This window comes from Telluria aromaticivorans (assembly GCF_013003915.1).
Taxonomy (GTDB): domain Bacteria; phylum Pseudomonadota; class Gammaproteobacteria; order Burkholderiales; family Burkholderiaceae_D; genus Telluria; species Telluria aromaticivorans.
In genome coordinates, this window is record NZ_JABAIV010000005.1 from 260,806 (window position 1) to 283,539 (window position 22,734).

Sequence of the window (22,734 nt, forward strand, 5' to 3'; positions counted from 1 at the left end):
GATCGATTCAGCAGCAGCCGGGGTGGAAACCCCCGACGACCTGGTCCAGGTTGGCTATGTGTCTGGTGCGTTTGGAATCGTGGGTGGACTTCGCGTTACCCCGTTCTCCACCGACGCAGACGCGCTGCTGAATATCAAGACCTGGTGGATCGACAAGCCGGCACTGCATTCCGTGAAGCCACGGAATGCGAAGATGCATGGTGGCGACGTGGTCGTCACCCTGGTCGGCTTGCGCGACCGAAATGATGCCGAAGCACTCAAGGGTGCGGCGGTGTTGGTATCGCGTAAAGAATTCCCGCAGCTCGAAGAAGACGAGTATTACTGGTCCGACCTGATCGGCCTGGATGTGGTCAACCTCGAAGGCGAAGCCCTCGGCAAGGTGACTGACATGATGCACAATGGCGCGCAATCGATTCTTCGAATTGCACCGGTCGTGAATCCTGAAGCGCCCGATGCGAAAGCGTCCGAGCGCCTTGTGCCGTTTGTGGACCAGTTCGTGAAGACCGTTGACTTAGGCAGAAAACTGATTACCGTGGACTGGGGTCTGGATTATTGACCCGTCCCATGCGAAGCGAGGTCCCGATGCAGTTTGACGTCGTGAGCTTGTTTCCAGAAATGTTTGCCGCATTGACGCAGTCGGGTGTGACCCGGCGCGGCATCGAGCAGCAGCGCTGGGGCCTGACGCTCTGGAATCCTCGCGATTTCACGCAGGACCGCCACCGCACCGTGGATGACCGCCCCTATGGTGGCGGCCCCGGGATGGTGATGCTGGCAAAACCGCTCGAAGCCGCGATCGCTGCCGCCAAGCAGCGTCAGGTCGATCTCGGCTTGAGCGCGCCGCGCGTGGTGTTCATGTCGCCGCAGGGCAAACCGCTGACGCATGAGCGCGTGATGGCGCTGAAGGACGAGCCGGGACTGGTCGTGCTGTGCGGACGCTACGAAGGGGTGGACCAGCGTTTGCTGGACCGCTGCGTCGACGAGGAAATTTCGCTCGGCGACTTCGTGCTGTCGGGCGGCGAATTGCCGGCGATGGCGCTGATGGATGCAGTGGTGCGGCAATTGCCTGGCGTGCTGGGTGACGATGCCTCGGCGGTCGAAGACAGCTTCGTCAACGGCCTGCTCGATTCGCCGCATTACACGCGCCCGGAAGTCCATGAGGGCGAACCGGTGCCGCCGGTCCTGATGGGCGGCAACCACGCAGAGATCATGAAGTGGCGCCGCCAGCGCATGCTGGAAGAGACTACAAAGAAACGGCCGGAACTCATAGGCAAGGCGCGCGACGCTGGCCTCTTGAGCAAGCTTGACGAAAAGTTTCTGGCAGGTTTGGAAAAGCCTGCCGAGTAAGAATGTACCTTGTGTGCATGTAATGCGGGCATCTTGCCCGCACGTTCAACCCCATCCTCTACCGGGCGTCGCAGTTCTACAGTACGCGCCAGCATGATGGTTAATGGAGTCATAAAAATGAATCTGATTCAGCAACTCGAGCAAGAAGAGATCGCGCGCCTCGGCCGCAGCATCCCTGATTTCGCACCAGGCGACACCGTTGTCGTCAGCGTCAACGTCGTCGAAGGCAACCGCAAGCGCGCCCAGGCATACGAAGGCGTCGTCATTTCGCGTCGTAACCGTGGCCTGAACTCGAACTTTATCGTTCGCAAGATCTCGTCGGGCGAAGGCGTCGAGCGTACGTTCCAACTGTATTCGCCGCTGATCGCTTCGATCGAAGTGAAGCGCCGTGGTGACGTCCGTCGTGCGAAGCTGTACTACCTGCGCGAGCGTTCGGGCAAGTCGGCACGTATCAAAGAAAAGCTGCCACAGCGCAAAGTCAAAGCTGCACCAGCAGCAGAGTAATAGCGTCTGTGTTCAGGAAAAGGCATCCGCAAGGATGCCTTTTTTCGTTTCAAGCTGGAGGAATGCGATTTGATCAAGCCCCTGTTCGATCCGATGGCGATGCTGGTTGACGGCGTCGCGGGCGAAGCCGCGCTCCTGCCCGGGCAGTTGAGTGCCGAGGCGGTGCGTGCACGTTTTGCCCGCACGCTGCCCTGGGACCCGGAAGCGTCGGACGAAGCCCTGCTGGCGCCACCCCTGCGCCTGCGCCGCGCCGCCGTGCTGGTGCCGCTGGTCGAACGTCCCGAAGGGCTGACCGTGCTGCTGACCAAGCGCACCGACCATTTGTCGAGCCATGCCGGCCAGGTCAGCTTCCCCGGCGGCCGCGCCGAAGAGCTCGATTCGTCGCCGATCGAGACCGCGCTGCGCGAAACCGAAGAGGAAATCGGCCTGCACCGCCGCCACATCGAGATCGTCGGCGTGCTGCCGGATCACGTGACCATCAGCGCCTACCGGGTCACGCCGGTAGTGGCGCTGGTGACGCCGCCATTCGAGCTCAATGCCGACCCCAATGAAGTGGCCGAGATCTTCGAGGTGCCGCTGGGCTTCCTGATGGCCGGCGCGCACCATGAGCGGCGCTCGGTGGAGTTGCCGGAAGGGGCGGGCAGGCGCACGTTCTATGCGATGCCGTATGAGGAGTATTTTATTTGGGGGGCGACGGCGGCGATGTTACGGAATTTGTTTCACTTCCTCAGGGCTTGATCGCGACGGTTTGAATTGCCACGCACCGTAGGGTGGGCAGGTTTCCTGCCCACGCGGTGATAGTTAACGGTTGAGCAATCGTGTCGGCAGATCTTGCGATGATTGACCGCGTGGGCGGGAGACCCGCCCACCCTACAAAAGCCCTAGAACCTGGCTCCGCGACTGAAGCTTTATTCCACCCCCGAATTTGATTCCGGCCCACTTCTCCGCTATCGTAGCGGCAGCACAGTATTGCCAGAACAAAAAAGGATTCCTGAATGACATTTTTCTCCATCCTCGTCGCGCTGATCATCGAGCAGCTCAAGCCGCTGCGCGCCGACAACCAGGTCTACGGCAGCATCAAGGGCTTCGCGATGCGCATCGAGGGCTGGTTCAACGCGGGCGAGCAGAAGAATGGCCGCATGGGCTGGATCCTGATGATGCTGGCGCTGATGCTGCCGACCTGGCTGGTTTACTGGGTCTTCATGTACTACAACCTGGTGCTGCTGGCTTTTGCATGGAATGTCCTGATCGTCTACCTGACCCTGGGTTTCCGCCATTACAGCCATTATTTCACCTCGATCCAGCTGGCCCTGAACACGGGCGATGAAGCCACCGCGCGCCAGTTGCTGGCGGAATGGACCCGCACGGATACGGTCGGGATGGACGCCACCGAAATTACCCGGGTGGCCGTCGAAAAGGCCCTGGTGACCACCCACCGCAACGTATTCGGCGTATTCTTCTGGTTCCTGATGCCGCTCGGGCCGGCGGGCGCGGTGATGTACCGCGTCTCCGAATACCTGGCGCGCGCCTGGAACGAACCTGACCACATGCGCAACGAAGCCTTCGGCCAGTTTGCCGCCAGGGCCTTCTACTGGATCGACTGGATGCCGGTGCGCCTGACGGCGGTGGCCTTTGCCGTGGTCGGCAATTTCGAGGATGCGATCTATGCCTGGCGCAATTTCGCCGGCCGCTGGGCCGACGAATCGCGCGGCATCATCCTGGCGGCGGGCGGGGGCGCGATGGGCGTGCGCCTGGGAACGCCGAACGAGAACGCGCCGCAGTTGCTGCCGCCGGACGCCGCAACCGTGGACCTGGGCGACAGCGAATCCGACATGCTGCCGGGCGAGGAGCCGAACCTGCGCTCGATGCAGAGCACGGTCGGGCTGGTGTGGCGGGCGCTGGTTTTGTGGATGATCCTGCTGCTCCTGCTGTCGAGCGTGGTGTGGCTCGGTTGATCCATAAGTGCTCACTGCCTCGTCCGTGAGTCTTCTATAAGATATAATACTGCGCTGAAGTTGTTCTCATCCACGCAGTATTCTTGTTTCAGCAAGCAGCACTATGGCCGAGTTACCGCAAACCGCGGATAAGGGACTCAAGGACGAGTTTTTTATCCTGGGCATTACGAGCAACGGCAGGCAGTTCCGACCCAGCGACTGGGCCGAGCGCCTGTGCGGGGTCATGTCGTGCTTTGCGCCCGGCGCGGCCAACCGCAACGCCCACCTGCAATTTTCCCCCTGGGTCCACCCGACCATCGTCAACGGCGTCAAGGCCGTGGTCGTCAGCCGCGAGCTGCAGAAGGTCGAGCCGCTGGCCTATCACTTCGTGCTGAATTTTGCCAAGGACAATGATTTGCAGGTAGCCGATGCCTGCTTCGTGCCGCCGCCGGGCGAAAAGACGCCGGGCGCATAGATCGGCCGATTCGCCTTCCGGATTCCAGAACTGGCGCTATGATGAATTCATGGCGCCAGTTTTTTTTGCGCCGCAACTCTGGCGCAAGGCAGGGGAGAGCATCATGCACATTGGCGAAATCTGCACCAACCAGGCCACCCATTGCGCCCGCGACGAAACCGTTCAGGGAGCGGCGCTGATGATGCGCCGCCACCATGTGGGCGACGTGGTCGTGGTCGACCAGTCTGATGGCGTCAGCATCCCGGTCGGCATTCTGACCGACCGCGACATCGTGGTGTCCGTCATCGCGCCCGGGCTCGATCCCACCAGCCTGCTCGTCGGCGACATCATGACCGACGACCTCCTGACCGCGCGCGAGACCGACGACGTCTACGAGACCATCGAGCGCATGCGCCTGCGCGGCATCCGGCGCGTGCCCGTCATCGACGCCGGCGGCAGCCTGTCCGGTATCGTCAGCGCGGACGACCTGCTCGAATTCCTGGCCGAGGAGATGGGAGAATTGTCCCGTATTAGCCCATACCAACAAGCGCACGAACGCCGGGCCCGCCAGTAGCGTTTTTGGTCGATCGCGACCCGGTCGATCGCGACCCGGTCTGGCGCGACCCGGTCTGGCGCGACCCGGTCTGGCGCGACCCGGTCTGGCGCGACCCGGTCTGCTACCATCCTGCATGTTCAAAAACATGCGGGACGGCAGTGTCCTGCCAACATGACAGGACACCATGAGCTGGATCAATGATGTGATTTACGTGCGGCGCGGCGTTGCCGTGCAAGCGGTGGCCGGCAGCCTGGCCTTCCTGATGGCCGGAGCCGCATGGAGCGCGCCGCAAAAAGACGCGCCGCCGGCCAGGTCCGCGCCGGTACCCAGGGCGGCGCTGCTGCCCAAGGGCGTCACGCTCGGCCCCTCGGTCGAGGGCATCACCGAATACCGCCTCGCGAACGGCCTCAAGGTGCTGCTGTTCCCCGATACCTCGCGCCCCACCGTGACCGTCAACGTCACCTACCTGGTTGGATCGCGCCACGAGAACTACGGCGAAACCGGCATGGCCCACCTGCTCGAGCACCTGCTGTTCAAGGGAACCAAAAAGAACCCCGACATCACCAGCCAGTTCTCGCGCCGCGGCATGGAGTTCAACGGCACCACCTCGCTCGACCGCACCAATTACTATGAAGTGTTCCAGGCATCGCAGGACAACCTGGACTGGGCGCTGCAGATGGAAGCGGACCGCATGGTCAATTCGCCGGTCGCGCAAAAAGACCTGGCCTCCGAGATGACCGTGGTGCGCAACGAGTATGAGAGCGGCGAGAATTCGCCCGGCAACGTGCTGTTCAAGCGCATGCAGAGCGTGGCCTACGACTGGCACAGCTACGGCCGCTCGACCATCGGCAACCGCAGCGATATCGAGAACGTCAGGATCGGCAACCTGCAGGCCTTCTACCGGACCTGGTACCAGCCCGACAATGCGACCCTGCTGGTGGCAGGTAAATTCGACGCGAACGCGACGCTGGCCCGAATTAACCGCCTGTTCGGCGCCATCCCGAAACCGAAACGCGCGCTGCCGCAATTCTGGACCGTCGAGCCGACCCAGGACGGCGAACGCAGCTTCGCCGTGCGGCGCCAGGGCGATGTGCAGATCGTCGCGGTCGGCTACAAGATCCCGTCCGACCTGCACGACGATGCCGAAGGTCTCGGCTTCGCCTCCGAAGTGCTGGGCGACGCGCCCAATGGCCGCCTGCACAAGCTGCTGGTGGAGTCGGGCAAGGCCAGCCAGGTGTTCAGCTTCGGCCAGACCGGCTATGCGCCGGGCCTGCAGTTCTTCGGCGCTGTGGTGAAAAAAGGCGAGCCGGTCGAGCCGGTGCGCGATGCGCTGGTCGACGCCGTCGAAGGCCTGGCCAGGCAGCCGCCGACGCTTGACGAAATGGAGCGCGTGCGCCGCTCTTACCTGAACACCATCGAGCGCAGCCTGAACGACCCGCAGGCGGTCGGCGTGGCGCTGTCCGAAGTGATCGCGCTGGGCGACTGGCGCCTGTACTTCCTGAGCCGCGAGCGCCTCAAGACGGTCAAGGCGGAAGAGGTGGCGGCGAGTAGTAGCCGTTACTTCATGCGCAGCAACCGCGTGATCGGCACCTTCGTGCCGGACGACGCGCCGCAGCGTGCGCTGGTGCCGGCCGCGCCGACAGTGGAATCGGTGATGAAGGACTTCAAGCCGGCGGCGTCCAGCCTGGTGTCGGAAGACTTCGACCCGAGCCAGGCCAACATCATGAAGCGCACCACGCTCACTACGGCGGGCGGCGTGAAGCTGGCGCTGCTGCCGAAGAAGAACCGCGGCGAGACCGTGACGGTGAGCCTGCGCCAGCATTTCGGCGACGAGAAGAATTTGTTCGGCAAGAGCGCCGTGGCCGGCCTGACTTCGGCCATGCTGATGCGGGGCACCACCAGATACAGCCGCGCGGAATTGGCCGATGCCTTCGACAAGCTCAAGATGGCGGGCGGCCCGAACCACTTCCAGACCACGCGCGAAAACCTGGTGGAGGCCATCAAGCTGGCGGCCCACGTGCTGAAGGAACCGGCCTTCCCGGCGCTCGAATTCGAGCAGCTGCGCAAGCAGATGCTGGTGGGCCTGGAAGCGGGCCGCGCCGAGCCGCAGAGCGTGGCCTCGCGTGCGCTGGGCGTGCACTTCGAGCAGTACCCGCGCGGCGACATCCGCCATGCCAATACGCTGGAAGAAGACATCGAGGACATCAAGGCCGTGCGCCTGGAAGACCTGCCGACGCACCATCGCGAGTTCCATAACTCCAGCCCGGCCGAGCTGGCGATAGTCGGCGACTTCGACCCGAAAGAGGTCGTGTCGCTGGTCGATGCGCTGTTCGGTAAGTGGACCGCGCCCGCGAATGTGGCGCCGATCCTGGGCAAGCATGCGGAAGTGGCGCCGGCCACGAAGATGCTCGACACGCCGGACAAGGAAAACGGCTTCTACGTGGCGCGCATGAACCTGGACCTGAACCTGGAAGATCCGGACTACCCGGCCCTGATGCTGGCCAATTACATCTTCGGCGAAGGCGGCCTGAAATCGCGCCTGATGGACCGCATCCGCCAGAAGGATGGCCTGTCGTATGGCGGCGGTTCGGACCTGTCGGGCGGCGACTTCGACCGCGCCGGGGTCTTCATGATCAGCGCGATCGCGGCGCCGCAGAATTTGCGCAAGCTGGACGGGGCAGTGCGCGCCGAACTGGCACGGGCGGTGAAGGACGGCTTCACGGCCGCCGAACTGGCCGACGCCAAATCGGGCCTGATGCAGCAGCGCCTGCAGAACCGCACCAATGACGGCGTGGTGGCATCGGGGTGGACGGGCTACCTGTACCGCGGACGCACCTTCGAATGGTCGGCGGCGCTGGACCGCAAGCTGGCGGCCGTCACGCTGCCGCAGCTGAACGCGGCCTTCCGCAAGGCGATCGACCCGGCGAAACTGACGGTAGTGATGGCGGGCGACCAGTCCAAGGCTGGCGCGAAGGCGACAGGCACGCCCTAGAAGCAACACTGCAGGCGTCCAATTGTGACAGCGGCCTGATGCTGCGTTAAAATGTTTCCTTTGAGAAGCATCAGTTGCAAGGCATCAGGAGCATCATGAATGGCACATCCAAAGCACTGCCGGCGGACACGCTTCCGTTCGCCGGAAAAGTCGCACTCGTCACCGGCGCCGCCAGCGGGATCGGCCGCGCCACCGCGCTGGCTTTCGGGCGCGCAGGCGCCCACGTCGTCGTCGCCGACACCACGATCGACGGTGGCCATGCCACCGCCGCCATGATCGTCGAATCTGGCGGCAAGGCGCTGTTCGTGCGCGCCGATATCGCCCGCGCGGGCGAAGTCGAAACGCTGGTCGAGAAAACCGTCAGCTATTACGGCCGCCTGGACATCGCCGTCAACAACGCCGCCCTCGACGAAGAGGGCGCGCCGCTGGCAGAGGGCGAGGAAGACCAGTTCGACCGCATCATGGGCGCCAACGTCAAGGGCGTCTGGCTGTGCATGAAATACCAGCTGCGCCAGATGCTCAAGCAGGGCGGCGGCGCGATCGTCAATGTGGCCTCGGTGTCCGGACTGGTGGGCATGCCGAACCGCGCGATCTACGCTGCCAGCAAGCATGCGGTGGTGGGACTGACCAAGAGCGCGGCGGCGGAATATGCGAGGTCCGGCATCCGCATCAATTCCCTGTGCCCGGCGGCGGTGAAGACGCCGATGCTGGCGCGCGCGGTCGAGCGCGATCCGGCCAGCGAAAAGAAGCTCAAGGCGGCGCACCCGATGGGGCGCTTTGCCGAGACGGCGGAGATTGCGAATGCGGCGCTGTGGCTGTGTTCCGAAGGCGCGTCGTATGTGAATGGGCACGAGCTGGTGGTGGATGGCGGGTTTACGGCGGTCTGAGGTCGTGCGTATGCTCTGATCAAGGGTGATCTGGACGCGCGGGCGGGAGGACCCGCCCACCCTACGAAAGTCGAGACCCGTAGCGTGGGCAGAATTTGCCCACCCTTCGAAAGTCGAGAGCCGTAGCGTGGGCAGAATTTGCCCACCCTTCGAAAGTCGAGACCCGTAGGGTGGGCAGATTCTGCCCACGCGTTCAACCATCATCAAAACAGCCGGGATGCCGTTTTAACCCGCATTCAACTCCGCCACAAAATCGTACATATCCCCCCTGAAATACGACCGGCACAACTCCACCGCCCGCCCATCGCGGGCAAAGCCCAGCCTTTCCACGCACAGCCCCGCATCGCCCTCGCGCGTCCGTAGCAGCCCCGCCTGCTCCGCATTGAGCAGCAGCGCCGACAGCCTTTGCAGCGCCCGCACCGGCCGGTTGCCGGTCGCCTCCAGCGCCTCGTACATCGAATCGTCGACCGCATCGAGCGAGGGCAGGGCAAAGGCGGCAATGGTCGCGTATTCCAGGCACATCGGTAGCTCGTCGGCGTAGCGGATGCGATGGAAGCGGTAGACCGGCGTGCCGGGCGAGAGCCGCAGCCGTAGCGCTTCTTCAGGCGTCACCAGCCCCTCCGAACGCTTGAGCCATTCGTTGCGCGGCACCCGTCCGCGCGCGCGCATGTCTTCGGAAAACGAGGTGAGCCGGGCGAAGTTTTTTTCGATGCGGGTATTGATAAAATTGCCCGCGCCGGCGCGCCGCACCAGGAGGCCTTCTTCAACCAGCGCGTCGATGGCCTTGCGCACGGTAATGCGCGAGATTCCCAGTTCTTCGGCCAGCTGGCGCTCGGCCGGCAGCGCCGAGGCGGCGCCGAATAGTCCATCGTCGATCGCCTGGCGCAGCGCCTGCTGCAGCTGCTGGTACAGGGGAAGCTTGCCGGCGGCGGCGGCAGACTGCATCAGTGCGGCGAGGTCGTTCATCGGGCCATGGATGGGAATCGGGTCGGCCGCATCATACCACCGCAGCGGCGCTTATTTCGGCCGCGGGTTCTTCAGTGGGTGCTCGACCACGGCCACCCGGCCGGCGCGGATTTCGGTCACGGCGGCGCCGACCGCGCGCGCCACGTTGCGCATTTCTTCCTGCACCGCGGTGTCGCGGTCCAGCGTGTCGTGGCTTTCCGCATACGACTCGTAGTACCCGATGTAGCGGTCGAGCTGGGCGAAGCTGCCTGCATCGATAAGGCCCATCCACGACAGCCAGTCGGCCAGCGAACGGCGCGTGCCTTCGATGCCGGCGACGTCGCCATGCACCATCAGGCCGTAGGCGCGGCCGGCCAGGTGCTTGGGGTAATCCCAGCCGGCCAGCTCGATCGCCTTGGCCTGTTCGGCATCCTTGCCGCGGGTTGAAGTCGGGTCGGGGTTGCCGCCGTCGGCGCAGACCAGGCGGTCGATCATCAGCTTGAGCACGGCGGGCGCCTGGTACCAGTAGACCGGGGTGACGATGACGACGCCGTGCGCCAGTGTCCAGCGCTCGTAGATCTCGTTCATCCAGTCGTTGACCTGGCGCTCGGCGTGGTTGGGGTAGCAGCTGCACGGCCAGTGGCAGAGCGGCATGGCGGTGGACACGCAGCCCTTGCAGGGGTGGATGTGGCGGTCGTAATCGGAATTGAGCAGGCTCAGGTCGAGTACGTCGGCCTCGAAACCATCCGCCTCCAATACCTCGCGCGCCAGCTGCGTCATGCGCCAGCTCTTGGAGACTTCGCCGGGACAGGTGCCGTCGTTGCGCGCCGAACCGTTGATGACCAGCACGCGGTTGCGGGTGGAGGGGTCTTTCTGGTGCTGCTCGGCGGCGAGCAGGCGGTCGCGCGCTTCCTTCCATTCGATCGAGAGGTCGTAATCGGGATCAGCGAAGCCCGGTCCGGCTTTCACGGTGCGCGGCGCCTTGCGGCCTTCGTCGTAGGCTTCCCAGGCCACCTGCTCGATCGCGCCGAGTTCCTGCCCCAGCTCGTCATAGGCGGGGTCGAAGAAAGCGCGCCGGAAGCGCAGGTGAAATTCGTCGCGCCCAAGCTTGGCGGGCGCCTGCCCCTTGCGTACCTCTGTCATGTGGCCTCCATGGTAGTGGGCGGATTATCGGCCGGACGCGGCAGGGCGGATGTTCGGGCGCGCACATAAACCTGTGGAAAATGCGGACAAAGCCGGGGCGAAAAAAAAGCCGGACATTGTCCGGCTTTTCGCGGCCCTGGGCTGCTGCCCGCGGATCAGGCTGCCTTGTTCAGGAACATGATCCAGTACTTGGCCAAGTCCGACGCGCCCTTGCCGCCCTTGACGCTTTCGAAGGTCTGGATCGCTTCGGCCTTCTTGCCGGCGCGCACCTGCGCCATGCCGAGGCGCAACTTGGCCTCGTCGGCGTTCTTCAGGCCGCCCTTGGCGATGCCTTGCTGGATGAAACCGATGCCCTTGTCGGCCTGGTCCATCGTGGCGTAAGCCCACCCGATGTTCACGAGGCCGGCGCCGGTCTTCGACTTGGCGGCGCTCGCTTCACCCGCGGCGATGTTCTTCGCATCGTCGGCGGCCTGCTTGGTGGCCTTGCCGCGCAGGGCGTTGTGGGTCTTGGCATCGCCACCCTTGCCCAGCACGCCGGCGGCGAAGCCCGCGTCCAGCACCTGCTTGGCCTCGGCCGGGAAGCCGTCGCGCAGGGAGGTCTCGGCGAGGAAGGTGTAGTGCTCCGGCGGCATGTCGTTCTTGGCGGCGGCGAACTCCAGGCGCAGCATGTGCGGCCCGAAGGTCGGCTCGTCGAAGCCGGCCTTGCGCGCCACGCCACGGCTGAGCAGGTCGACCCAGAACTCGTCTTTCGGGTAGTAGCGCACCAACTGCTCGAGCGCCATCAGGTAGCCCGCATCGTCCTTGGTCTTGTTGGCCGCGGTCGCCAGCAGGCGCAGCTCTTCTTCGCTCGGCGCCTTGCCGGTCTTTGCCGACTCGGCCATCATCGCGGACAACTCGGTCTTGGCGGTGGCGAAATCGTTGTTCAGGTAGTAGGCGCGGACGAGAGCCGGGCGCACGGCCTCAGGGGTCGGGCTTTCTTTCTGGTAGCGCTTGAACCATTCGATTGCCTTCGGGTAATCCTTGGCGTTGAAGTGCATGTTGCCCAGCGCCTGCATGAAATTGGCCTGCTCGGCGCCGGTCAGGCGGTTCGAGTTGATCACGGCTTCGAGTGCCGGCATTGCCAGGGCGTTGTTGTTGGTGGTCGAACCCAGCGACAGCTTCATGCGGTTGACGACGTACTGTTCGTACGGGGTCTGGTTCGGGAAGGCTTCGGCCTGGGTGATGCGGCTCTGCACTTCCGTGTAGTTCTTGGCGTCCATCAAAGGCTTGATGGCGGTCGGATCGAGCAGCTTGAAGATTTCCGGACGGACGGTGTCCTTCGCTGGGGCTGCCGCGGCAGGCGCATCGGTCTTTTGCTGCGCGTGGGCACTGGTTACCAGCGCCGGGGCGGAGACGCCGATTGCGGCGAGCATCAGGCAGAGGCGGGCAAGACGGAATTGGGCCATGGAGTATCCTTCAATCAAGTCGATAATGATGAGAAATGCATATACGCCAACATGGCGAAAATGCCAATCTCGGCAAAGGGTGCATTGTCCCATAAAGCGCCGTTTTCAGGCTCGGCAATTGTGCCGCAGGGCGCGCAACGGCGCCCGTGCGGTTACATAGCGTTACCGTCTTGCTCAGGCTCATGTTCGAAGCCCGGCACCGGGCAGCGGCCTTGGGCATCGAGCTCGCCGGCCAGCCAGGCGATGGCAGCATCCACGGCGGGCGCCGCGAAGCCATAGGTCATCAGGGCAGGCGCATCGAAGTCGAGCGCCTGGTAGGGATTCCACAGTGCCAGGTGCAGGTCCGGGTGCCAGCTGGCGCGCGCATGCGGGCCATAGCGGCGGCGCGAGGTCGAGGCCAGGATCGTGAAGCGGCCGTCCTGCGGCAGCGCGCTCCAGTCGAAGCTGTCGGCGTCCAGGAAGGTGACGAGGTCGACGTCGTAGAGGCGCCCAAGGGCTGCGGCGACGCTGGCCGCCGGCACGCCCGATTCCGAGACGCCGTCGCTGACCACATCGGCGCGCGCGACCAGGCGTATCTTGCTGCCACGCGCGGGACGCTGCGGCTGGCCAAGCAGGGTGAGGCCGGCCCGCCATGCCCTGGCCATCAGGGCGCGGTCATCGCTGTCGGTGAGATAGTGGACGGGGCCGGCCGGGAAGCTTGCGGCCAGCCCTGACAAGCGCGCCAGCCGTGCTTCGACGTCGTGCAGCGGCAGCACGCCGTCGCGGATCGCGGCAGCGATCGCCTGCACGGTTTCCAGCTGCGTCTCGCGCGAGCCGATTGCCATCACCATGTCGGCGCCTGCCACCAGCGCATTCACGGCGGCCTGGCCGGCGCTGTAGCGGTGCGCGATGGCATGCATGTCCATGCCGTCGGTGATGATCACGCCCTGGAATCCGAAGCGTTCGCGCAGGATGCCGGTGAGGATGGGGCGCGACATCGTGGCCGGGAACTCGGGGTCGAGCGCCGGGTAGACGATGTGGGCGGTCATCACGGCGCGCGCCGGTTTGTCTGCCTGTGCGGCGATGCGGAAGGGGGCGAACTCGAGGCGTTCCAGTTCATCGAGCGATTTGTCGACGGTCGGCAGGTCGCGGTGCGAATCGACGTGGGTGTCGCCGTGGCCGGGGAAATGCTTGACGCAGCAGGCCACGCCTTCGCTTTCGCTGCCTTCCATCCAGGCCAGGGCGATGCGGGTGGCGGTTTCCGGGTCGGCGCCGAAGGAGCGCTCGGCGATCACCGGGTTGTCCGGGTTGTTGTTCAGGTCCAGCACCGGCGCGAAATTCCAGTTGAAACCGAGCGCGCGCACCGCGCGCGCCACGGCCGCGCCGACGTCGCGCGCGAGAATCGGGTCGTTGGCCGCGCCCAGCGCCATCGCGCTCGGCGGCGCCGGGACCCAGGTCGAGCGCACCACGGCGCCGCCTTCCTGGTCGAGCGCGATCAGCGCTTCCGGTCCCATCGCGTCGCGCAGGTCGGCGGTGAAGCGCGCCAGCTGCGGCGCATCCAGCATGTTCTGGCGGAACAGGCAGGCGCCGCGCACCTTGTGGGCGCGCAGGAAGGCATCGGTGTCGTCATCGAGTTCGGTGCCAAACAGCCGCACCATCATCAGCTGGCCGGCGAGATCGAGGTAGTCGCTCATGGTTCGCTTAGTTGGTCCTGGTGACTTTGCTCAGGTGGCGCGGGCGGTCCGGGTCGAGGCCGCGCGCTTTCGACAGGTTCGCGGCCATCATGTAGAAGGCCTGGATTGCGACGATCGGGTCGAGGTCGGGGATGGCGGCCGTCGGCAGCAGCAGGTCGCGGCTGGCGACGTCCTCGGGTGCCGCCAGCAGCACGCGGGCGCCGCGGCCGCGCATTTCCTCGGCCAGCGCCACCAGGCCGGCCTGCGCCGGGCCGCGGGTCGCGAAGATCAGCAGCGGATAGCCTTCCTCGATCAGCGCCATCGGGCCGTGCTTGATCTCGGCGCCCGAGAAGGCTTCGGCCTGCAGCGCCGAGGTTTCCTTGAATTTCAAGGCAGCCTCCAGCGCCACCGGGAAGCTGATGCCGCGTCCGACCACCATGATGTTGCGGGCCGGGGCCAGCACCTCGATGGCGGCGGACCAGTCGACCTGGCTGGCGGCGCGCAGCGAGTCGGGCAGGGCGGCAATACCGTCGCGCAGTTCGGCATCGTCCTGCCATTCGGCGACCAGGCGGGCGCCCGCGACCATGCTGGCGATGAAGCTCTTGGTCGCGGCGACGCTTTGCTCTTTACCAGCATGCAGCGGCATGGTCCATTCGGCTGCCCTGGCAAGCGGCGAGGTGTCGTCGTTTACCAGCGCCACCGTGGTGGCGCCGCCGGCGCGGAAATACTGGATCGGCTCGACTACGTCCGGGCTTTGGCCCGATTGCGAGATCGACACGGCCAGCGTGTCGCGCGTGACCAGCGGCGATTTGTACAGCGTCACCAGCGACATCGGCAGCGAGGTCACCAGGCGGCCCATGCGCGCCATGATCAGGTAGGCCAGGTAGCTCGAGGCGTGGTCCGAGCTGCCGCGTGCGACCGTCACCACGCTGTGGAAATTGGTGGCGCGCAGGCTGCGTCCCAGTTCCGTGTAGCGCCCGGCGTCCTGCGCCAGTTGCTGGGCGATGCAGTCGCCTGCGGACAGGGCTTCCTGGTACATCAGCGAGGTGGTCGGGGTCACAGTGCTTCTCCTTCGATATAAACGGCTTTGATGTTCAGCTCACGGTCGAGCACCACGAAATCGGCATGGCAGCCCGGCGCCAGGCGCCCGCGCTGGGTTTCGCCGAGGTAGTCGGCGGCATTGGTGGAGACGCGGCGGCTGGCGTCCTGCAGGGTCAGCCCGATCTTGACCAGGTTGCGCAGCGCCTGGTCCATCGTCAGGGTGCTGCCGGCCAGGGTGCCATCGGCCAGGCGCACGCCGCCCATGCACTTGTGCACGACCTGGCGGCCCAGCATGTATTCGCCGTCCGGCATGCCGGCGGCGGCGGTGGAATCGGTCACGCAGAACAGCTTCGGGATGCAGCGCAGCGCGGTCTTGATCGCGCCCGGGTGCACGTGCAGCAGGTCGGGGATGATCTCGGCGTATTCGGCATGGGCCAGGGCTGCCCCGACCATGCCGGGATCGCGGTGGTGCAGGCCTGGCATGGCATTGAACAGGTGGGTGAAGCCTGCTGCGCCGTGTTCGAGGGCCTGCACGCCGACCTCATACGAGCCATTGGTATGGCCGATCTGCACGCGGATGCCGGCATCGGCCATCGCGCGCAGCAGGACCATGTGGCCGTCGATTTCGGGCGCCACGGTGATCAGGCGCATCGGCGCCTGTTCGCTAAAGCGGTTCACTTCGTCCAGGCTCGCTTCGCGCGCGAACGGCGGCTGGGCGCCGAGCTTGCCCGAGTTGATGTAGGGGCCCTCCAGGTGCACGCCAAGGATGCGGGCTTCGTTCTTGCCGCGGGCGCGGCAAGCCGCGCCGATCGCGCCAAGTGCGCGCTCGATGTCTTCGACCGGGGCAGTCATGGTGGTGGCGAGCAGGGCGGTGGTGCCATGCTTTGCATGCATCGCCGCGATGATGTGCGGCGCATCGCCGCCTTCCATCATGTCGCGGCCCGCGCCGCCGTGCACGTGCACGTCGATGAAGCCGGGCAGGATGTAGTCGTCGCCGTTGGCCGACGGGTCGACTTCATGGCCTTCGATGGCCTCGATGCGCGCGCCGTAGCGCAGTTCGCCGTGGATCCAGCCGCCGGGGGTGAGGATGTTGCCTTTCATTGTGCTGCTCCTTCAAGGTGGCGTCGGATCATGCGCAGTGCGCCGGCGGCCGAATCGCCTTGCGCCGGGACACAGCGTGCGAGGGTGGCCGGGGGCAGCCATGCGCGCAGGACCTCGCCCAGGCCGCCGCAAAGGGCCAGCGGCAGTGTACGCGTGCGGTCGAGCGCCGCGGCGATGCTGGCCACTTCCTGGCCGGCGTGTTCGAGGATGGCGCGCGCTACCGGATCCGTGTCGCCATGCGCCACTACGAAGCGCGCCAGGCCGGCATAGGCAGCCGGGTTGGCCTTGCCGATCCAGACCTGCACCGCATCGCGCGAGCCGCCGCAGAATTCGATCACCTCGCGCGCAAACGCGCCGCCTTCGACGCGGCCATCCAGCACCTGCTCGGTGTGGTTGAGCGCGCGCAGGCCCATCCAGGCGCCGCTGGCTTCGTCCCCGGCCGGAAAGCCCCAGCCGCCGACTTCGACCTTGGTCCCGTCCGGCAGCATCGCTTCGCCGACGCTGCCGGTGCCGATCGCGACGATCGCGCCTGGCTGGCCGCCGTGAGCTCCCATGAGCGTCGTGAAACCGTCGGTGTCGAGTGCCAGGGAGGCGTAGCCAGGATTGGCGGCGACGAACTGCGCTGCCCATTCCTTGTTGTGCACGCCGGCCAGGCCGAGGCCGATGGCGCAGGAGTTCATTGGAACGGTGGGGATGCCGATGCTTGCGAAAGCCTGCTGGACGATGCTGCCGATGGTGGTCCAGGCGTTGTCGATGCCGCGCGAGAGGGCGGACGGGCCGCCGTTTGCCTGCGCCAGTTCGGTGCCGTCGGGGCGGGCCAGGCGCACGCGCGTGCCGGTGCCGCCGCCGTCGACGCCGATGAGATAGTCGATCATGATGGATTGTAGTGTTCTGCCGGGAGGTCAGCGCACTATAGGCAGGCGGGTCGGTGCTGTCAACAGGTATTTAAGTGGTATGCAAATATCGTGTGCAATTTGGGGCGGAATGGCAGAGGAAATTTGCATAACGTACTGATTATGCAAATGTTTTTAGTGGTATGGGAATTGGTATTGTCGAGCACCCAGAATTCCGCGATCTCGTAGATTTCCGCGATCTCGTAGGGTGGGCAGAATCTGCCCACCCTTAGGTGCGCCTCTGTGCGATTACTGCGACCCGTGCCGGCTGCCACTGCGGTCCACCACCAGCAACTGGCCATCTTCGTCGCGCTTAGCGCTGCGGCCCACCACATTCACCGCCGCATTCCCCGCGCCATTCACCGAAATCTCCGCACGCCCGGCCGTCAAGCCGCGGCCTTCCAGCCCGCCCGATCCGCTCAGCTGGGCCTTGACCAGTTCCACCTTGCCCTCGACGCGGGCGGTGCCCGGCCCGCTCATCTTGAGCAGCAGGCGCTTGCCGTCCATGTTCGCTTGCAGCCCGCCCGAGCCGCGTAGTTCCGCGTCCAGCGTATCGGACACGTGGGCCAGCTCGATCCCGCCCGGACCGCGCGCCTTGACCGTCGCGCGCCTGACCTTGAGCTCGCCCGCATCGAGGTCGCCCGAGCCGGTGACTTCGGCAGTCAGTTCGCCGATCGAACCACTGAGCGTGGCGCCGCCGGGACCGCCCAGCCGCACGATCGCCGACGCAGCCTGCAGCCCGCTGGCCTGCAGCTCGCCCGAGCCGCTGACTTCCGCGTCGAACCGCTTGATATTGCCGGCCACGCAGGCGCGGCCCGGGCCGCGCTGGACGGTGGAGGCCGCGTCGACCGCCAGCGAGCAGGCTTCGAAGTCGCCCGAGCCTTCGACCTCGGCGCGCAGTTCGCGCGCGTTGCCGGACAGTTTCATGCTGCCCGGGCCGCTCATGCGCGCGTTCAGCCGCGCCAGGCGCAGGCCGTCGGCCTCCAGGTCGCCCGACCCGGTGAGGTTCGCCACCAGTTCGTTGCCGACGCCGGCCAGGCGCACGTCGCCCGGCCCCGACTGCGCCAGTTCGACATTGGCGGCCTTCAGGCGGTGCAGGTCGACGTCGCCGCTGCCGGTGGAGCGCACCGCCAGGTCGCGCACCGCGCCGGCGGCCTGCAGGTCGCCCGGGCCGTCGATGCTGACGGCAAAGCGTTCGCCGGAAAGCTGGGACAGGTCGACGTCGCCGCTGCCCGACATCTTGAGGCTTTTCAGTTGGGCGGCCGTGATGCTGATGGTCGGCGTCTCGCGCTTGCCCCAGCTGAAGTGGAAGCCGTTGCGCTGCACAGGCCGCACCACCAGGGTGTCGCCGCGCACGAAGGTTTCGATCTCGTCGAGCTGCTGCGCGCGCTCGCCGGACAGCAGGAGCGCCTGGCGGCCCTGGGCGCGCACCACGACGTCGAAGGGGCCGGACAGCTCGATGGCGCTGAAGGCCGCCACGCTGCGCTGCTGCGTCACGACCGGGCCGCGCGGCGATTCGGCGTGGCTCGATGGGGCCAGGAGGAAGCCGGCGGCGATGGCGGCGGCGAGGAGGGCGGGCTTGAAGACGGTTGGCATGTTCTTTTCGTCGGTGGAAGCGATGGGAGCCTGAACGATATGACAAGCTTTCGCCCGGCGCCCGGGCAAAACGACGAAAGCGCAAAAACGGGCCCCGAGCCGCAAATTTGGCGGATGGGCCGTGCCCGGCCCGCTGTCAAGCCTTGTTGTTAGGGTGTGCAGTCTAGTAAGTTCGCTTGAAAGCACTCTTGACAACTTGCTATAGTTGAGCATTTACAATTTGTATTTTGCAAGCTGTCCCCGAGCTTCCCGTTCACGTTACCCAAGGAACCCCATGAACCGTCCCGCTTTCCCACGTTGCCGCACCCTGATGTGCCTGGCCATTTCCAGTGCTTTCCCGTTTGAGGCGGCCCTGGCCCAGGAAGCCGCCGCCGTCCAGGAAGCACCGGTGGCGCAAGCTACGACCGCCCAGGGCGGCCAGCGGCTCGACGTGGTGATCGTGACGGCCCAGCGCCGCGCCGAGAACATCCGTGAAGTGCCGATGGCGATCACCACCCTCAGCGGCGACAAGCTCGACACCCTGGTCGCCGGCGGTCAGGACATCCGCTTTCTGTCCGGCCGCTCGCCGAGCCTGAACGTCGAATCCGACTACGGCCGCTCCTTCCCGCGCTTCTACATCCGCGGCCAGGGCAATACCGACTTCGACCTGAACGCTTCGCAGCCGGTCGGCCTGGTGGTCGACGACATCGTGCAGGAAAGCCCGATGCTCAAGGGCTTCCCGGTGTTCGACACCGAGCAGATCGAAGTGCTGCGCGGCCCGCAGGGCACCCTGTTCGGCCGCAATTCGCCGGCCGGCGTGATCAAGTTCGATTCGGTGAAGCCAGTGTTCAAGCGCGAGGGTTACCTGAGCCTGGGCTTGGGCAACTACGGCGCCAAGAATGCCGAAGGCGCGTTCAACCTGCCGTTCAGCGACACCGTTGCCGCGCGCGTTTCGCTGCAGTCGCAGAACCGCGATGACCGCGTGCACAACCCGCGCCCGACCGGCACCCGCGACTTCGAGGGCTACCACGACAACGCCGGCCGCATCCAGGTGCTGGTCCAGCCGAACAAGGAATTCAGCGCACTGTTCAACGTCCATATGCGCGACCTGGACAACAACGCCACGCTGTTCCGCGCGAACATCATCAAGGCCGGCACCAACGACCTGGTCGACGGCTTCGATTACGACAGCTACCCGACCGACGGCGTCAACAAGCAGACCCTGAAGACCAAGGGCGCCAACATGCGCCTGCGCTGGAACGGCGACGCCATTACGCTGCACTCGATCACCGGCTACGAGTCGGCCGATTTCTACAGCCGCGCCGACGTCGACGGCGGCTACGGCGCCGTGTATGCGCAGCCGATGGGCCCGGGCTATATCCCGTTCGTGGTGGAGACGGCCGACCTGCTGCCGCACCACCGCCAGTTCACCCAGGAGTTCCGCGCCGAGTCGAACGGCACTGGCCCGCTGCAGTGGATCGGCGGCCTGTTCTACTTCAACGAAGACATCCAGATCGACAGCATCAGCTTCGATTCGCTGGCGCCGGGTAACCCGCAGAGCCCGTTCTTCGCGACCCAGAACCAGTCGACCGAATCGTGGGCGGCTTTCGGCTCGCTGAACTACACCGTCTCGGACAAGCTGAAGCTGCGCGGCGGCCTGCGCTACACCAGCGACAAGAAGGACTTCTCGGCCAAACGCGTCGAAGCCACCACCGCCGGTCCCTTCATCATCAACAATGATTCGACCAACATCAGCTGGGACCTGAGCGGCACCTATGCGCTCAATGCGGACACCAACCTGTTCGCGCGCATCGCCACCGGCTACCGCGCGCCGAGCATGCAGGGACGCCTGAACGGCCTGGCCGACCGTCCTTCGTTTGCCGACGCCGAAAAAGTCCTGTCCTACGAAGCCGGCATCAAGCAGGAACTGTTCGACCGCCGCGCGCGCGTATCGGCCAGCGTGTTCCAGTACCGCGTCAAGGACAAGCAGCTCACCGCCGGCAGCGGCGTGATCAACATGAACCAGTTGATCAATGCCGACAAGGTCACCGGGCAGGGCGTCGAACTCGACTTCCAGGCGGTGCTGGCCGATGGCCTGCGCTTCTCCACCGGCGTGAGCTACAACGACACCGAGATCAAGGACGGCGCCCTGTTCGTCCAGCAGTGCGGCAACTTCGCCAACACCGGCGGACGCGCCGGCTGCACGGTCACCGATCCGGTCGGTCCGTTCGCCGGCACCGTGCGCATCGACGGCAACCCGCTGCCGCGCGCACCGAAATGGCAGGCCAACTTCAGCCTGTCGTACACGATTCCGCTGGCAAATGGCGACTTCTTCGCCAACACCGACTGGGCCTACCGCACCACCTACAACATGTTCCTGTACGAAGCGAAGGAGTACAAGGCGCGTTCGCTGTTCGAAGGCGGCCTGCGCCTGGGCTACAAGTGGAATGACGGGAAGTACGAAGTGTCGGCATTTGCCCGCAACATCACCGACCGCGTGCAGGTAGTCGGCGCGATCGACTTCGACAACCTGACCGGCATCCTGAACGAGCCGCGCACCCTGGGCGCCCAGTTCAAGGTCAATTTCTAAGTCCCATGCTGGCCACATAAGAGCCGCTAACTCGTAGCGTGGGCGGGGTAATTTCGGGCAATGCCCAGAATTACGAACGCCCACGCGGTGATGGTTAACGGATGAAAGCCGCGCGGCGTCCGTGCTGCCGCCGGTTGAACGCGTGGGCAGGAAACCTGCCCACCCTACGAAGCTCGGCAGGTCATACGTCAACTAACTGATCTGCGTTTAACTCCTGGACCAGTGCTTCATTGTGGCTTTCCAGTATTTCTGCGGTAACTCTGGTGCTATAGTCGGCGAATCCGTCCGTCCGTCTTCCACCGGGGAGCCACCATGTCATCACTCACCGTCCGCAAGCTCGATGTCGACCTGGGCAAAGGCTTCGGCCGCCGCTGGCTTGGCGGCGACGCCTACCGCAGCCAGTGGTTCAATGCGCTGTCGATGACCTTCCCGATCGGCGAGCAGATGTTCATCGACAGCCTGCGCGCCGTGCCTCCCGACCGCATCACCGACCCCGTTCTGCGCGGCGAGGTCAAGGACTTCATCGGCCAGGAAGCGACCCACCGGCACCTGCACATCCAGTACAACGCCGAACTCGCGCGGCAAAACCTGGCCTTCGTCATCGAAAAGCGCATCCTGTGGCGAGTGCGCCAGGTCGCGCGCCTCGACGTGCGCAGCCAGGTGGCGGTCACCTGCGCCTTCGAACATTACACTGCCATGCTGGCCGACGGCATCCTGCGCCACCCGGAATGGATCGCGGACGCCGAGCCGGCGCTGCGCCGCCTGTGGGAATGGCATGCAGTGGAGGAGCTGGAGCACAAGGGCGTGGCCTTCGACGTCTACCGCGCCGCCGGTGGCGGCTACTGGCGCCGGGTGCTGTGGTTCGTGCACGTCAGCGTGGTGTTCTGGTTCGATAATTTCATCCAGACCTTCCATAACCTGCACCGCGACGGCGCCCTGTGGCGGCTGGGCACCTGGGCGAGCGCCGCGCGCATGTGGTTCGGGCGGCGCGGCCTGGCCTGGCACATGGTTGGGCCGGTGCTGCAGTATTTCTCGCCAACTTTCCACCCATGGAAGCACGACAACCGTGCGCTGCTGAAAATCTGGCTAGACCAGAACAGCGACGCCTGGCGCGCGGTCCGCAGCAGCGCGCCATGAGCCGGGTGGCCTTGGCAGGCGGTGGCATAATGGGGCCATGCCTGGCTGCTCCCACCTTGAATTCCCCACCATGACGCTGCGACGGGCGCTGTCCGCGGCGCTGCTGCTCGCCTGTAGCCACGGGAAGGCGCAGGCCATGCCGTCGACCTTCGGGCCGGTGATCGGCAATGCGCTGCTGTGCCGGAGCCACCTCGAGAACCGCTATTTCCACGACTATCTCACCACGGCCTTCGGCCCGGCCTACAAGCGCGAGGGCGGGGCTTGGTGGTTCAAGACCGAAGCCACGCTATGGGGCGCGGAGGTGAAGGAAGTCATGGTCAGCGACGACAGCAACCCGCTGGTATTCATCGCGGCGATTACGGAAAGCACCCCGGAAGAGCTGGAGCAGGGCATCCGCACCGCCTACGGCATCGTCTTCAAGCCAGCCGGCGCGACACCGTTTCCCTTGCGCGTATCGAACCTGGGCAGCACGATCGCTTACATGAATGACAAAAGCAAAATATACTGCGCGAAGTTCAAATCGCCGCCGGTCCGTTAGTCA

Annotated in this window: 20 protein-coding genes; 12 read left to right on the forward strand and 8 right to left on the reverse strand. The window is 65.3% G+C overall.

The genetic code is table 11. From position 1 onward, the window contains the following. Positions 1 to 22 precede the first annotated feature (22 nt). From rimM to HGB41_RS15920, 9 genes are all read left to right on the forward strand, one after another. Positions 23 to 556: a ribosome maturation factor RimM gene (gene rimM, locus HGB41_RS15880; RefSeq protein WP_171086138.1), complete on the forward strand. Its 534-nt coding sequence runs from the start codon at positions 23 to 25 to the stop codon at positions 554 to 556. A 26-nt stretch (positions 557 to 582) separates the two neighbouring features. Beyond that, positions 583 to 1,344 carry a tRNA (guanosine(37)-N1)-methyltransferase TrmD gene (trmD, locus tag HGB41_RS15885; protein WP_171086140.1) on the forward strand — a complete coding sequence of 254 codons (762 nt, stop codon included), beginning with the start codon at positions 583 to 585 and terminating at the stop codon, positions 1,342 to 1,344. A 117-nt stretch (positions 1,345 to 1,461) separates the two neighbouring features. Next, positions 1,462 to 1,848: a 50S ribosomal protein L19 gene (gene rplS / locus HGB41_RS15890; RefSeq protein WP_171086142.1), complete on the forward strand. Its 387-nt coding sequence runs from the start codon at positions 1,462 to 1,464 to the stop codon at positions 1,846 to 1,848. Between the two features lie 69 nt (positions 1,849 to 1,917). Then, positions 1,918 to 2,586 (forward strand): CoA pyrophosphatase, encoded by a 669-nt coding sequence (locus HGB41_RS15895; RefSeq protein WP_229423061.1) that lies wholly within the window; start codon positions 1,918 to 1,920, stop codon positions 2,584 to 2,586. A 257-nt stretch (positions 2,587 to 2,843) separates the two neighbouring features. Further along, positions 2,844 to 3,803, forward strand: coding sequence for a CobD/CbiB family protein (locus tag HGB41_RS15900; protein WP_171086144.1), 960 nt, complete (start codon positions 2,844 to 2,846; stop codon positions 3,801 to 3,803). 103 nt (positions 3,804 to 3,906) lie between these two features. Beyond that, positions 3,907 to 4,257, forward strand: coding sequence for a DUF3579 domain-containing protein (locus HGB41_RS15905; protein WP_171086146.1), 351 nt, complete (start codon positions 3,907 to 3,909; stop codon positions 4,255 to 4,257). 103 nt (positions 4,258 to 4,360) lie between these two features. After that, positions 4,361 to 4,810, forward strand: a complete 450-nt coding sequence (locus tag HGB41_RS15910) for a CBS domain-containing protein (RefSeq protein ID WP_171086152.1) — start codon at positions 4,361 to 4,363, stop codon at positions 4,808 to 4,810. Positions 4,811 to 4,976: 166 nt separating this feature from the next. Further along, positions 4,977 to 7,784, forward strand: coding sequence for a M16 family metallopeptidase (locus HGB41_RS15915; protein ID WP_229423062.1), 2,808 nt, complete (start codon positions 4,977 to 4,979; stop codon positions 7,782 to 7,784). Positions 7,785 to 7,879: 95 nt separating this feature from the next. Beyond that, entirely contained in the window at positions 7,880 to 8,671 is a 792-nt protein-coding gene (locus HGB41_RS15920) for an SDR family oxidoreductase (RefSeq protein WP_171086154.1), read from the forward strand. 225 nt (positions 8,672 to 8,896) lie between these two features. Here HGB41_RS15920 and HGB41_RS15925 read toward each other — a convergent pair whose 3' ends face one another. The 8 genes from HGB41_RS15925 to HGB41_RS15960 form a co-directional block, all read right to left on the reverse strand. After that, positions 8,897 to 9,637 (reverse strand): GntR family transcriptional regulator, encoded by a 741-nt coding sequence (locus tag HGB41_RS15925; protein WP_171086157.1) that lies wholly within the window; start codon positions 9,635 to 9,637, stop codon positions 8,897 to 8,899. A 51-nt stretch (positions 9,638 to 9,688) separates the two neighbouring features. Further along, the gene (locus HGB41_RS15930; protein WP_171086159.1) at positions 9,689 to 10,759 is read right to left on the reverse strand and encodes a flavodoxin family protein; all 1,071 of its coding nucleotides are present in this window, start codon (positions 10,757 to 10,759) and stop codon (positions 9,689 to 9,691) included. 155 nt (positions 10,760 to 10,914) lie between these two features. After that, positions 10,915 to 12,204, reverse strand: coding sequence for a tetratricopeptide repeat protein (locus tag HGB41_RS15935; RefSeq protein ID WP_171086161.1), 1,290 nt, complete (start codon positions 12,202 to 12,204; stop codon positions 10,915 to 10,917). Positions 12,205 to 12,356: 152 nt separating this feature from the next. Next, positions 12,357 to 13,877, reverse strand: coding sequence for a beta-N-acetylhexosaminidase (nagZ, locus tag HGB41_RS15940; protein WP_171086163.1), 1,521 nt, complete (start codon positions 13,875 to 13,877; stop codon positions 12,357 to 12,359). A 7-nt stretch (positions 13,878 to 13,884) separates the two neighbouring features. Beyond that, a complete protein-coding gene (locus HGB41_RS15945; RefSeq protein ID WP_171086363.1) occupies positions 13,885 to 14,895 on the reverse strand; it encodes an SIS domain-containing protein in 1,011 nt (336 codons plus the stop codon). Between the two features lie 17 nt (positions 14,896 to 14,912). Beyond that, positions 14,913 to 15,998 carry an N-acetylglucosamine-6-phosphate deacetylase gene (gene nagA, locus HGB41_RS15950; RefSeq protein ID WP_171086167.1) on the reverse strand — a complete coding sequence of 362 codons (1,086 nt, stop codon included), beginning with the start codon at positions 15,996 to 15,998 and terminating at the stop codon, positions 14,913 to 14,915. After that, complete coding sequence (locus tag HGB41_RS15955; protein WP_171086169.1) at positions 15,995 to 16,873, reverse strand: glucosamine kinase nucleotide-binding domain-containing protein; 879 nt, start codon at positions 16,871 to 16,873, stop codon at positions 15,995 to 15,997. The genes nagA and HGB41_RS15955 overlap by 4 nt, the downstream gene beginning before the upstream one ends. A 267-nt stretch (positions 16,874 to 17,140) precedes the next feature. Continuing rightward, the gene (locus tag HGB41_RS15960) at positions 17,141 to 18,487 is read right to left on the reverse strand and encodes a GIN domain-containing protein (protein ID WP_171086171.1); all 1,347 of its coding nucleotides are present in this window, start codon (positions 18,485 to 18,487) and stop codon (positions 17,141 to 17,143) included. Positions 18,488 to 18,761: 274 nt separating this feature from the next. On the opposite strand from HGB41_RS15960, the gene HGB41_RS15965 reads away from it, so the two are divergent. The 3 genes from HGB41_RS15965 to HGB41_RS15975 all read left to right on the forward strand — a co-directional run bounded on the left by HGB41_RS15965 (position 18,762) and on the right by HGB41_RS15975 (position 22,731). Then, on the forward strand, positions 18,762 to 21,056 hold the full coding sequence (locus tag HGB41_RS15965) for a TonB-dependent receptor (RefSeq protein ID WP_171086173.1): 2,295 nt from the start codon (positions 18,762 to 18,764) through the stop codon (positions 21,054 to 21,056). A 312-nt stretch (positions 21,057 to 21,368) separates the two neighbouring features. Next, entirely contained in the window at positions 21,369 to 22,193 is an 825-nt protein-coding gene (locus HGB41_RS15970) for a metal-dependent hydrolase (RefSeq protein ID WP_171086175.1), read from the forward strand. 70 nt (positions 22,194 to 22,263) lie between these two features. Beyond that, positions 22,264 to 22,731, forward strand: coding sequence for a hypothetical protein (locus HGB41_RS15975; RefSeq protein ID WP_229423063.1), 468 nt, complete (start codon positions 22,264 to 22,266; stop codon positions 22,729 to 22,731). Positions 22,732 to 22,734 lie beyond the last annotated feature (3 nt).